Origin of the sequence: Vibrio sp. VP6 (genome assembly GCF_028823755.1) — a bacterium.
Lineage (GTDB): Bacteria > Pseudomonadota > Gammaproteobacteria > Enterobacterales > Vibrionaceae > Vibrio > Vibrio parahaemolyticus.
This window is the reverse complement of record NZ_JAPEID010000008.1, coordinates 58,432-70,449: the sequence shown is the minus strand read 5'-3', so window position 1 is coordinate 70,449 and position 12,018 is coordinate 58,432. Positions and strand designations below refer to the sequence as shown.

Sequence of the window (12,018 nt, the reverse complement as noted above, 5' to 3'; positions counted from 1 at the left end):
ATGTTTCAAGCCATTCAACAAAAACTGCTACTTATGCCGAGTGGCAAAAAGAACTTGCTGTCACTCGGCATGAAAACGGCAATCACGCGAGTTTTCAGTGCATTATTTGCCTTTTTGCTTACGCTCATCGTGTCGCGCACAACCGATGCATCCACTTCAGGTCAGTTTTTCTTCTTATTCAATCTCGTATCGCTCACAGCCATTATTTCTCAGCGAGGCTTTGACGTTGCTTTAGTCCGATTCAACGCTATCGCGTTTAGCAACGGAGATATTCAACAGCAAAGTGACAACTATTGGACGGCTTTAACTCGCAGTATCACATTTTGTTTCATGGCTGCCGTTACTCTATTTGTCGGCTTTTACCTGTTTCCAAATCAATTGAATCAAACCAACAGTCCAATAGTGGCGATTACGCTCGCGCTGATGTGTGTACCTTTCCTCGTATTAGGACAAACCAACAGCCGTGTTTTACAAGCAAGTAAAATGGTGGTGCCATCCCTATTCGCGCTTCAACTCGGCGTCAGGAGCACACTGCACTTACAAAACATCAACAGCCTAATGGCGGCATTGCTGCTGGCGAGTCTGATCGTCAGTATTGCTTCAACGACTAAATGGTTTAGCTCTGGTCAATATCAAAAGCCGACCCCGACAACAAATATCGAACTGGTCTCCTCTGCGAAGCAAGTGTGGATTGGCAGCATTTTCACCAATATCCTCCAATGGGGAAGCATTGTTATTGCTGGTTTTTTCATTTCCACCACGGAGCTAGGGCTGTTAGCAGCAGCGCAACGAACATCGCTACTGATTGGCTTTGTACTGATTACCATTAACTTCGTTGTTGCCCCAATGTTCGCCTCTCTTTTTAAAGAGGGAAAGCTGGATAAACTGCGAAATTTAAGTCGATGGGCTTGTCGTGCAAACATTGGCGCAGCTTTACTTCCTGTCTTGATTTGCACCCTATTTCCTGAATTCGTCATGCAGCTTTTTGGTGATGAATTTCTTGCGGCAGCTCCGCTGTTAGTTGTCCTTTCTTTAGGACAGATGGTCAATATCGCCACTGGCTCGGTAGGATTTTTATTGCTAATGAGCGGCCATGAGAGAACGATGAAATACATCACGATTTGTTCAGGCACTATTTCCATCGCTCTTTTGGTTTTTCTTAGCCAAAGCTACGGCGTTCTGGGGGCTGCATGGGCAATGGCGATCGGCATGGCGATCCAAAACCTTGCCGCGCTCTATTTTGTAAAACGCTATTTAGGCTTCTTTCCTGTGGGGTAACGATGACTTCGACGATCGCACGTTTAGGTTTTATTTCTATATCTCTACTGACCATCGGCCTTTCTTTGTGGAAGAGTTCAGAGCTAAATCATGCCGTTTATCTGAATATGGAGAACTATGTTGGAGGCTCAAGCACGCTGCATTTTACGTTTAGCATGTTGATTGGTTTTCTCGCTGTGTTTACCTTCCCTCGCTTTACCCACGCAACCAAAATGGATGCGTTCGGGATTCGACTGCTGTTTTGCTTACTACTGATCATCTCGGCGGAAGAATTTAGCCAGTTGTTTATTGAAAGCCGTTCATTCAGCTTTGACGATTTGAGTACCAACTGGATTGGTATGATCCTTGGGTATTTTGGTGCCAAAGCGATTACCCTCTTTCGAGCATCTCGCTCTCGTGCATAAACTCTCCGGCAGGTGACGCACCTGTTGTTAGGCAAACACCTTTGGGTTATTTGGGTATATAATCTTGCCAAATAACCCGGAGAAAAGAGAGCCTCATGTCATCTCATCCAACAAAAATTACCTTTTTCGAATTTCTCACGCCATTGATCACTTCTGGCCAAAAGACCATCACTATTCGTGACGAATCAGAAAGTCACTATGTACCAAACACAGAAGTAGAAGTGTTCACGTTGGAAACTGACCGTAAGGTTTGTGATATCAAAATCTTGTCTGTTGAGCCATTAAACTTTGATGAAATCAACGAGTTTCACGCAGAACAAGAAGCCATCGAGTTGCCAAAACTCAAACAGTTGATTCGAGAAATCTATCCGGATATCGATAAGCTATTTGTTATCGAATACGAATTGATCAAAAAGTAGACCACAAAAAACTAGACGACTGGTCTAATTCATCTTATAGTACCGCCCATGAACGCAAAAACAAATGACACACGCCAACACATTCTCGACGTCGGATACGAATTGATTGTTACCCGAGGGTTTACGAGTGTTGGACTTTCAGAGCTACTAAAAACGGCCGAAGTGCCAAAAGGCTCGTTTTATCATTACTTCAAATCTAAAGAACAGTTTGGTGAGGCAATGATTCAAGATTACTTCAACAAGTACTTTGAACAATTGACTGCCCGCTTCACTAATACCGAGCTCAATGGCTACCAACGCTTAATGAGCTACTTTGAAGAAATGGTAAAAGTAGAAGATGATGTCTGTAATGCAAACAAATGTTTGTTAGTGAAGCTAAGCGCCGAAGTGTCAGATTTATCGGAGCCTATGCGTATCGCACTGCGTCGAGGCGCTGATAAGACCATTCAAGCTATGGCTGAGTGTATTGATGTCGGTATTCAAGATGGTTCTATTCCAAACGGTGATAGCGCATTGTTGGCCAGACAGATTTATTATCTTTGGAATGGCGCAAGCTTACTGAACAAACTGTATCAAGATCAGGAAGCGCTCACGCAAAGCCTGACCTATACTCAACATCTACTGCAAAACACGCGTACTTGCCCATAACAAGTAACGTTAAAGTAAGATGAATACCCTACACGTGTTTCATTTGGGCTATTAACCTTTTGGAACACACTAAATCTTCCCGCTCTAAGAGCGGGATATTTTGGAACGAACACTAGACGACCGGTCTAATCTATAAGTGAGGTAAACATGACTAACGCAACCAATCGTAGAATCGTCCTAGCATCACGCCCACATGGTGCTCCTACAACTGAAAACTTTCGCCTAGAAGAAGTAGCAAAACCTGTTCCACAGGCAGGAGAAATGCTGCTGAGAACGGTTTACCTCTCGCTAGATCCATACATGCGCGGTCGCATGAGCGACGCAGAATCTTATGCAGAACCAGTAGCGCTAGACGATGTGATGATTGGCGGCACCGTTTGTCAGGTAGAAACATCAAACCACCCGGACTATGAGGCGGGTGAATGGGTACTTGCGTACACCGTGGGTTGGCAAGACTACGCAATTTCTACCGGAGAGATGGTGATTAAATTGGGTAAAGAGCCACAAAACCCATCATACGCTCTGGGTGTTGCAGGCATGCCTGGCTTTACCGCATACATGGGTTTGTTGGATATTGGCCAGCCAAAACCAGGTGAAACCATTGTAGTTGCTGCGGCAACAGGCCCTGTCGGCGCGACAGTTGGTCAAATCGGTAAAATCAAAGGCTGCCGCGTAGTTGGTATCGCCGGTGGTGAAGAAAAATGTCGCTACGCAAAAGAGGTTTTAGGCTTTGATGAGTGTATCGATCACAAAGCAGATGATTTCGCACAGCAATTGAAAGAGGCATGCTACAACGGCATCGATGTTTACTTTGAAAACGTAGGCGGCAAAGTATTCGAAGCTGTCATGCCACTTCTCAATACCAGTGCACGTATCCCTTTATGTGGATTGATTTCTCAATACAACGCAACAGAATTGCCTGAAGGCACAGACCATCTACCTCTGCTAATGGGTAAGCTACTGACGAAACGAATCAAGGTACAAGGCTTTATCATTTTTGATGACTACGGTCACCGTTACGGTGAGTTCGCTCAAGATATCAATCAGTGGTTGGCTGAAGGAAAGATCCAATACCGCGAACATCTAGTAGAAGGTCTAGACAATGCGCCAGAGGCATTTATCGGTCTGCTAGAAGGCAAGAACTTTGGCAAGCTTGTTGTAAAAATCAACGACCCACTATAACAACCCGCAATAAGGAAGGGATAACAAATGATAAAACTTCATCATCTGAATCAGTCACGCTCTAAGCGTATTATCTGGTTACTTGAAGAGCTCAACGTGGATTACGAAATCGTGCCTTACGTTCGTGACAAAGTGACTTTCATGGCACCGCCAGAACTAAAGAGCGTTCATCCACTTGGTAAGTCGCCACTCCTTGAAGACGATGGTGAGTTTATTATTGAATCAGGAGCCATGACTGAATACTTGATTGAAAAGTACAGTGATGGAGCACTTGCCCCTAAGCGTGGTACAAAAGCGCATACTGAATATTTACAATGGATGCACTTTGCAGAAAGCTCCGCTATTTTGCCGATGCTATTGAAAATATTCATCAGTAAAGAGCCGAACTCGATGCAGTTTTTGCCTGCATACGCCGACAAAGAAGCAATGAATGTATTGAGCTACTTCGAACAAGCGTTAGAAGGAAAAACCTACCTCGTAGAAGAGCGATTGACGGGTGCAGACATCATGATGTCTTTCATCGTTGAGTTAGTACAGATGTTTGGCCTAGCAGAACAATTCCCGAATATGGTTCGTTACGGTAAACAACTTGCGACGCACCCTGCTTTCGAGAAAGCCGAACAAATTGAAGTGAACTACGCTTAATTTAATCGTCCCTTTGAGGCTTGGATTGAAGACAAATAACGTTGTCTCAATCACATCAAAGGGACGTTTTTTATCGAAATAGAGCGCAAGTATTCATTTATAAATTCAATCATTCATACCTCTTCTATCCCTATCTATTATTCTTGATTGTTGCTAATAAATCCTAAGATAAATCAACAACTAAAATGTAGTCCAATTCTGATTTCCATGACTTTTCGGTCATAGTCACCACCTATTGAATTGATAAGCATTATCAGCTTTCACCTCATGACTTTCCGTAATAATCTTCCTTTCAGATTCTAAGGTTTTGATGAATCCCTGGAGGGAAATAAGAATGACAAACAAAAAGCTAACGACTGCGGCAGGTTGCCCAGTTGCTCATAACCAAAACGTGATGACAGCAGGCCCACGTGGCCCTCAACTCCTACAAGATGTCTGGTTTCTAGAAAAGCTAGCGCACTTTGATCGTGAAGTGATCCCTGAGCGTCGTATGCACGCAAAAGGTTCTGGTGCCTACGGCACATTCACCGTGACTCACGACATTACAAAATACACTCGTGCAAAAATTTTCTCTGAGGTTGGTAAAAAGACCGAGCTATTTGCTCGCTTTACGACCGTTGCGGGTGAGCGCGGCGCAGCGGATGCAGAACGAGACATCCGTGGTTTTGCCCTAAAGTTTTACACCGAAGAAGGCAACTGGGATTTAGTCGGCAACAACACGCCAGTCTTCTTCTTACGTGACCCGTTGAAGTTCCCTGACCTCAACCACGCGGTGAAACGCGATCCACGCACCAACATGCGCAGCTCGACGAACAACTGGGATTTTTGGACTTCACTCCCAGAAGCGTTCCATCAAGTAACCATCGTCATGAGTGACCGCGGTATTCCTGCGTCTTACCGTCACATGCACGGCTTCGGTAGCCATACATTCAGCTTTATCAACGCTGAAAATGAACGCTACTGGGTGAAGTTCCACTTCAAAACTCAGCAAGGTATTAAGAACATCAGCGATGAGGAAGCACAACTGCTGGCGGGCAGAGATCGTGAAAGCCATCACCGCGATTTGTATGAGTCGATTGAGCGTCAGGATTTCCCGAAATGGAAAATGTACGTACAGATCATGCCAGAATTAGAAGCCGACGAAGTTAACTTCAACCCATTCGACCTAACAAGAGTATGGTCTCAAAAAGATTATCCACTTATCCCTGTAGGTGAGTTTGAGCTGAACCGTAACCCAGAAAACTTCTATGCAGAAGTTGAGCAATCCGCGTTTAACCCGGCAGCTATCGTTCCTGGAATTGGTTTCTCGCCAGACAAAATGCTGCAAGGCCGTTTGTTTGCATACGGAGATGCACAGCGTTACCGCCTAGGTGTAAACCATCACCAAATTCCAGTTAACGCCCCTCGTTGTCCGGTACACAGCTACCATCGTGACGGCGCAATGCGAGTTGACGGTAACTTCGGTTCAACACTGGGTTACGAGCCAAACTACAAACAAGAGTGGGCAGAGCAGCCTGATTATTCAGAGCCACCATTGCGAATTAGCGGCCATGCTGACCATTACGACCATCGTGTTGATGAGGATTACTTTAGCCAAGCAGGTGACCTGTTCAGACTAATGAACGAAGAGCAACGCCAAGCGCTGTTTGATAACACCGCACGAGCGATGGATGATGTGCCAGACTTCATTAAAGAACGTCACGTAAACCACGCTTACCAAGCGGACGAAGCTTACGGCAAAGGCTTAGAACTGGCGTTAGGTTTAGCGAAATAACCCACAGCAAATATTCCATAGTAAATAAAAAGGGAGGCGCACGTTGCGCCTCCCAGTTAAGAGAATTCGATATGATCAATTTAGACTTTTTCAAACTCTTCGATACCAAAGAGTTCTTCATCTACTACTGATTTTTGGCTACAGCCTTAATCAGTACTGACGTATCCATACGGCCAAGCCCTTCACGTTGAAGGCCTGCGTACTGCTCGTCGACCATCTTAGTCAATGGAAGCTCAAGCCCAACACGCTCAGCTTCTTCCAAACAAAAGCCAAGGTCTTTGCGCATCCAATCAATCGCGAAGCCAAAATCAAACTTGTCTTGCGCCATGGTCGTGGCACGGTTTTCCATTTGCCATGAACCAGCAGCGCCGTGTTTCAGCGTCTCGACAACCTGTTCAATGTCTAAGCCAGATTTTTGCGCAAGCAAAAGTGCTTCACTCAAGCCCTGCAAAATACCACCGATACAGATTTGGTTTACCATTTTACAACGCTGTCCCTGACCATTTTCGCCCAGCAGAGTGATTTGTTTCGCGTACACATCCATCACAGGCGCAACATGGTCAAAGACACTCAGTTCACCACCACACATGATGGTCAACACGCCATTTTCTGCGCCCGCTTGACCGCCCGAGACTGGCGCATCGATAAAGTGATTGCCCACCTTTTTACACGCATCCGCCAGTTCCACAGCAAGTTCTGCCGAGGTTGTTGTGTGATCAACCAAAACCGCGCCCGCTTTGAGACCAACTAACAAGCCTTCTTCACCATACACAACGCTGCGTACGTCGTTATCATTACCAACACAAGTAAATACGATATCGCAACCTTCTGCCGCTTCTCGCGGTGTCTCGCACGCAATGCCATTGTATTCTGCAGCCCATTTATCAGCTTTGGCTTTGGTGCGGTTGTATACTTTGGTTTCATACCCCGCTTTGCTCAAATAGCCCGCCATTGGGTAGCCCATGACACCCAAACCAATAAATGCTACTCGTTGTTTTTCCATTGCACGCTTCCCTTAGTTCACCTGACTGAAATGTTTTGTAACATGCTACTAAAGAATTGAAAACATTACTCGTAATTTGTCCTTCACTCGCGGCACAAATAAAAGCGAACCACGATGTTGGAGTAAAAACCGAAGCTGTCAGAGGGTTATTAAGGAAAAATTTCTCAGAAGTTAAGTGCTAAGACACTCTACGTGCTTGCAACAAAGCCGCGGCGTTCAACATGGCATCCTTGGTCGTGACATCCAACACTTTTATTTTTCGAAAACGTTCCGGTTCTTTGATCGCGACATCATGAGCAAAGATCACAAACTTCGCTTTCTCGATGTCTTTCTCGGTAATTCGGTTGATGACGCCATTCGCCCCTTGGGTTTCGACTTTAATCTTAATGCCGAGTGCACAAGCCGCTTTTTCCAATGACTTCGCCGCTAAGAACGTATGTGCCACTCCTGATGGGCAAGATGTAACCGCCAAAACATCCGCCTCACCTTCGCCTTGAACAGAACCATATACTTGAGAATGACCTGTGTAACTCTCATCTTCGGTGACGGTTTTCTTTAGTGCAATCACGATCAATGCCGTGGTAACTGAGCCCGCAATCGTGCCGATGATGTAACCAATTTTTCCATCCACAACAGGGAGAACAATCCAACCGCCCCACGGTGCATGGTTCATTACGTGGAACATAAAGCCGATCACGTTACCGACGATGCCACCCGCAACAATAGCGGGTAACACTCGTGCTGGGTCGCCAGCGGCAAAAGGAATCGCACCTTCGCTAATACCGATCATCCCCATAATACCTGCGGCTTTCCCCGCTTCGCGTTCATCTCGCTTGAATTTACTCGGCGCCAAAAACGTGGCTAGTGCCATACCCAATGGCGGCGTACAAATCGCAATACCGACCCCGCCCATCAACCATGGTTGCGTGTTCACTTGGGTTTGAGCAAACAACGTCGCCACTTTGTTGATTGGGCCGCCCATATCAAACGCGGTCATTGCCCCAAGCACAGTTCCGAGCATTACTTTGCCTGAGCCCGCCATGCCCGTCAGCACTTCGTTCATGGTGGTCATTGCGCTGGCAATCGGAGCACCTATCACCCACATCACCGCGCCACAAGTAACAAACGTCCCCACTAGCGGATAAATAAAAATCGAGCCAAGCGAACTCATGCTGTCTGGTAGCTGAATTTTCTTTAATAGCCAAACGACAAAGCCAGCAAAAAAGCCGACCACAATCGCACCTAAAAAACCCGTATTGTAATGACTGACCGCAATCCAAGATCCAATCATACCCGGTGCAAGGCCCGGCTTGTCGGCAATGGAATAAGCAATGTAACCACCAAGCACGGCAGTAAACAATGTCAGGCCAGCAATCCCCATTTGGGCAATATCGGCCAAAATGCCCTTTTGTGGTACACCACCGTGACCAGAGATCATCACCGACAACGACAACAACACACCGCCCGCAACGATAAACGGGATCATGTGGGATGTGCCAAACAGCAAGTGCTCTTTAATGCGGCCAAGTTTTTGCGCCCAAGGGCTCAGGGGTTCTGATGTAAATTCTAAAGAAGTTGGGAGAAATTCATTGGATTGGGTTTGAATATCAGTCAGCATCTCAAGCGCTTCTTCTCGCGATTGAGCCTGTTTGAGCTTTTCAACAAAGCCGTCTTCGATAATTTTGGTGGAAATTTGTGCCAATACTTCAATGTGATGATGATCATCACCATCTGGGGACGCCAGCATAAAAAACACATCGGACAGCTCGCCATCTTCGGCGCCATAATCAATCCCATTACGGCTGATCCCGACCGCGACAGCCGGTTTCGCTACAGCATCACTTTTGGCATGAGGGATCGCAATACCATCATCAAATCCTGTGTTACCGATCTCTTCTCGTTTCCAGATATCTGCCAAGAACTGGCTTTGACTATTGAGCTTGCCGGCGGCCTCTAGCATCTCGACCAGCTCTTTGAGCGCTTCATCTTTGGTTTGAGCTTTTAGATCTAAACATATCGTTTCCAGCTCAATTAGGTTTGTGATGTCCATTGTTTTACCTTCCAATATTCACGCTCGAATATATACCCAAGTGAGTTTGAGATACAGGATCCCCTGGCTCGTATGCGTTCCTACTCATTTTATTTGGGCATAGATTAACCAGTGCCTACCCTTTGATATATAGGACTAAAAGTGCATTAACTGGATTAATGTAACATGAGATTCAAACTGTGATAGAGCTCTTGCGTTAATCCAGCTCAAATCAATTCAATCTGCGGTGGCTGTGCTAATATCCACAAAAAATAAAATGGATAGAACATGAAAATCGTAGCGGTGACAGCATGCCCTACAGGCATCGCTCATACTTATATGGCGGCAGATGCACTAATGAAAGCTGCGCCAAAACATAACGTGCAAATTAAAGTAGAAACGCAAGGTGCGATGGGGATAGAAAATCAGCTCACTCCGCACGATATCGCTCAAGCGGATCGGGTTTTGATCGTGTCGGATATTGAGATAGAACAACCTGGCCGATTCGAAGGGACGCGCAAAATTCAAATCCCCATTGAAGAGGTTTTGCTGAACGTCGACAAAGTATTCCTCGTCCACTGCCGCGACTAAATTTGCAGATGAACGAATACCAAATCACCTTTTTCGTCGATAATGCAAATGCCAGTGCGCACCTTGCTCAGCCACTCAATCGAGTGGCAAAGAAGTTCAAAAGTACCTTACATATCATTAATGTAACGCAAAATCGTGTTGCGGAACTCACCAAGTCCGTGGCGATTTTGCAAGCAGGTCTACAACAAGGTGATTTGTGTCAAATCACAGCGATTGGCATTGACGCAGAGCTGGCCTGCTTCGTCATCAAAGACATGATTGCTGAACACTTTACGGTGGTGGGATCTCATATCAACTATGAGTTTTCTAGCCAACTGGCCGAGCGTTTACCGCAAATTTGCCCACCTTGTGAAATCAAATGGCACTACGCCAAAGCACATACCGAGCTCACCAAGTTTGAATGTCTTAAAGGATTAGCTCAACTGATCCACCCTATTCATCCTGACGAACTGATCCTTGCTTTTATTAAACGTGAAGAACGTTCATCAACTTGCGTGACTCCGGGGATCGCTCTACCGCATGTGATGTTTTCAGGTGTTGACCATATTTCTATTGCCGTTATTGCAAATGAAAAATCGATGGATTGGGCTTCAAAGATGGGTGATGTTCATCTGGCTATAGCACTGGTGATGCCAGAAAAGCCGACCCGAGAACAGATCATTGCGGCCACTAACCTCACACGAAATCTGCTTACCGATCAAATGGCGGAACGCCTACTACTAACAAAAAGCAGCGTCGACTTACAAGCGCTGCTGATGTACGCCATGTCGAGGCTGCTTGCCTAAACTTCTCTATGATTTACGCACTCTGACTGAAGGCTTAAATCGAACCACGATATTCCGTCGGCGTTCTGCCTGTACGGTTCTTAAATACTCGGCAGAAATAGTTCACGTCTTTAAATCCACAGCGCACTGACACGTCATTGAGTTTGAAGTTGTATTTCTTGAGCATAAACTTCGCACGATCCACGCGTACCCAAGTAATGTAGTCTGCCAAGGTCATGTGCCCCTGCTGACGGAACAAGCGCGACAAATGGTTCGAGGAAATACTGAATCTCGACGCAATGCTGTCACGCGTGATTGGGCGATGGAAGTTCTCTTGAATGTAGATACAAATCCCTTGATAGAGATCTTGCACACGGCTATGTGCCTGCTGCTCGACTGGTGCATCCAACATCGTCTTCGCGTATTGCAGTAATGCTTGCAGTAAAAGCTCATCCATTGGTTTTTTAGTATTCTCACGAGCCAGTGAGCTCAACGCTTCCAATATGTTATCTATCGCAAATCCTGAGCGTGTTTGGATGCTATGCTTTTGAATATCGTAAAAGTTTGCCTCACCTTTGCGTTTGCTCACCAAACTTAACCCAAGTTGTCGACGCCCAAACAAAATACTTAACACTGAGCAATCGGTATCCCAGTCTGGTTTATTCCAACAGTTAGGTGGAATAAATATCGCGTCGCCTTTTTTAGCAACGATGTGCGTTACTTTTCGATCATGACTTTCCATTTCATTAATATATTCCCCATCCAGAACTAACTCTAGGCGAGGGAAATTAACTTGATAGCTAAATTCAGGCGGCGTATGAAAATCTCCTGCAAACCAAATATTATGAAATGGCTCTCTTTCATTTAATACCGCTGAAATTAAATCATGAAAAATCATTGTCTCACACTCTATATATGCATCAATGATGCTATTTACTATAGATATACACCGGACTGGATTTTTGTGCTATTGAGCAAAATCACACTTCCATTTTAATGTTACAAAAATCCAGTTAACGCATCAAATTTCCAGTAACAAAAACTCTATCAATAACACTCAATCCCTTTTTAAATGGGAGCAACGCCACATTTTACTTATCGTTTAGCTTCTTATCCATCATGTCACAGATATGCAGCTAGATTTGTCCAGTGAACGATCTAAATCACACTATAGTTAGTCGGTTACAATCCTCCAGTAAATGCATTTTTTCTTCACTACAGTCTTTTTCTCAGTAATTTAAAAATACGCCTGAAATAAAAATTATATTTATAGGGGTTCGA

12 protein-coding genes are annotated in these 12,018 nt (G+C 45.2%); 9 read left to right on the top strand and 3 right to left on the bottom strand.

What is annotated here, in order from left to right:
- The 7 genes from OU793_RS07490 (at position 1) to OU793_RS07460 (ending at position 6,350) form a co-directional block, all read left to right on the top strand.
- Positions 1 to 1,278 (top strand): oligosaccharide flippase family protein, encoded by a 1,278-nt coding sequence (locus OU793_RS07490; protein ID WP_274647743.1) that lies wholly within the window; start codon positions 1 to 3, stop codon positions 1,276 to 1,278.
- Positions 1,279 to 1,280: 2 nt separating this feature from the next.
- Positions 1,281 to 1,682, top strand: a complete 402-nt coding sequence (locus OU793_RS07485; RefSeq protein ID WP_020838118.1) for a VanZ family protein — start codon at positions 1,281 to 1,283, stop codon at positions 1,680 to 1,682.
- Positions 1,683 to 1,777: 95 nt separating this feature from the next.
- Entirely contained in the window at positions 1,778 to 2,101 is a 324-nt protein-coding gene (gene yqfB, locus OU793_RS07480; RefSeq protein WP_005485079.1) for a N(4)-acetylcytidine aminohydrolase, read from the top strand.
- Positions 2,102 to 2,149: 48 nt separating this feature from the next.
- On the top strand, positions 2,150 to 2,749 hold the full coding sequence (locus OU793_RS07475; RefSeq protein ID WP_005463060.1) for a TetR/AcrR family transcriptional regulator: 600 nt from the start codon (positions 2,150 to 2,152) through the stop codon (positions 2,747 to 2,749).
- Positions 2,750 to 2,896: 147 nt separating this feature from the next.
- Positions 2,897 to 3,931: an NADP-dependent oxidoreductase gene (locus tag OU793_RS07470; RefSeq protein ID WP_029862191.1), complete on the top strand. Its 1,035-nt coding sequence runs from the start codon at positions 2,897 to 2,899 to the stop codon at positions 3,929 to 3,931.
- Positions 3,932 to 3,958: 27 nt separating this feature from the next.
- Entirely contained in the window at positions 3,959 to 4,576 is a 618-nt protein-coding gene (locus OU793_RS07465) for a glutathione S-transferase family protein (RefSeq protein ID WP_005485253.1), read from the top strand.
- Positions 4,577 to 4,910: 334 nt separating this feature from the next.
- Positions 4,911 to 6,350, top strand: coding sequence for a catalase (locus OU793_RS07460; RefSeq protein WP_159404384.1), 1,440 nt, complete (start codon positions 4,911 to 4,913; stop codon positions 6,348 to 6,350).
- Positions 6,351 to 6,474: 124 nt separating this feature from the next.
- On the opposite strand, the gene OU793_RS07455 is transcribed toward OU793_RS07460, so the two are convergent.
- Together OU793_RS07455 and OU793_RS07450 are read right to left on the bottom strand one after the other, a co-directional pair.
- Positions 6,475 to 7,353 carry an NAD(P)-dependent oxidoreductase gene (locus OU793_RS07455; RefSeq protein ID WP_025442982.1) on the bottom strand — a complete coding sequence of 293 codons (879 nt, stop codon included), beginning with the start codon at positions 7,351 to 7,353 and terminating at the stop codon, positions 6,475 to 6,477.
- Between the two features lie 178 nt (positions 7,354 to 7,531).
- Complete coding sequence (locus tag OU793_RS07450) at positions 7,532 to 9,403, bottom strand: fructose-specific PTS transporter subunit EIIC (RefSeq protein WP_159404385.1); 1,872 nt, start codon at positions 9,401 to 9,403, stop codon at positions 7,532 to 7,534.
- Between the two features lie 267 nt (positions 9,404 to 9,670).
- On the opposite strand from OU793_RS07450, the gene OU793_RS07445 reads away from it, so the two are divergent.
- Both OU793_RS07445 and OU793_RS07440 read left to right on the top strand, forming a co-directional pair.
- Positions 9,671 to 9,973 carry a PTS fructose transporter subunit IIB gene (locus tag OU793_RS07445; RefSeq protein ID WP_005463048.1) on the top strand — a complete coding sequence of 101 codons (303 nt, stop codon included), beginning with the start codon at positions 9,671 to 9,673 and terminating at the stop codon, positions 9,971 to 9,973.
- Between the two features lie 8 nt (positions 9,974 to 9,981).
- Entirely contained in the window at positions 9,982 to 10,758 is a 777-nt protein-coding gene (locus OU793_RS07440) for a PTS sugar transporter subunit IIA (protein WP_020838128.1), read from the top strand.
- Positions 10,759 to 10,792: 34 nt separating this feature from the next.
- On the opposite strand, the gene OU793_RS07435 is transcribed toward OU793_RS07440, so the two are convergent.
- Complete coding sequence (locus OU793_RS07435; protein ID WP_023584587.1) at positions 10,793 to 11,635, bottom strand: helix-turn-helix transcriptional regulator; 843 nt, start codon at positions 11,633 to 11,635, stop codon at positions 10,793 to 10,795.
- Positions 11,636 to 12,018 lie beyond the last annotated feature (383 nt).

Coding starts and splice junctions, on each gene's coding strand:
- OU793_RS07490 (WP_274647743.1), top strand. CDS start 1: ATGTTTCAAGCCATTCAACAAAAACTGCTACTTATGCCGAGTGGCAAA.
- OU793_RS07485 (WP_020838118.1), top strand. CDS start 1,281: ATGACTTCGACGATCGCACGTTTAGGTTTTATTTCTATATCTCTACTG.
- yqfB (WP_005485079.1), top strand. CDS start 1,778: ATGTCATCTCATCCAACAAAAATTACCTTTTTCGAATTTCTCACGCCA.
- OU793_RS07475 (WP_005463060.1), top strand. CDS start 2,150: ATGAACGCAAAAACAAATGACACACGCCAACACATTCTCGACGTCGGA.
- OU793_RS07470 (WP_029862191.1), top strand. CDS start 2,897: ATGACTAACGCAACCAATCGTAGAATCGTCCTAGCATCACGCCCACAT.
- OU793_RS07465 (WP_005485253.1), top strand. CDS start 3,959: ATGATAAAACTTCATCATCTGAATCAGTCACGCTCTAAGCGTATTATC.
- OU793_RS07460 (WP_159404384.1), top strand. CDS start 4,911: ATGACAAACAAAAAGCTAACGACTGCGGCAGGTTGCCCAGTTGCTCAT.
- OU793_RS07455 (WP_025442982.1), bottom strand. CDS start 7,353: ATGGAAAAACAACGAGTAGCATTTATTGGTTTGGGTGTCATGGGCTAC.
- OU793_RS07450 (WP_159404385.1), bottom strand. CDS start 9,403: ATGGACATCACAAACCTAATTGAGCTGGAAACGATATGTTTAGATCTA.
- OU793_RS07445 (WP_005463048.1), top strand. CDS start 9,671: ATGAAAATCGTAGCGGTGACAGCATGCCCTACAGGCATCGCTCATACT.
- OU793_RS07440 (WP_020838128.1), top strand. CDS start 9,982: ATGAACGAATACCAAATCACCTTTTTCGTCGATAATGCAAATGCCAGT.
- OU793_RS07435 (WP_023584587.1), bottom strand. CDS start 11,635: ATGATTTTTCATGATTTAATTTCAGCGGTATTAAATGAAAGAGAGCCA.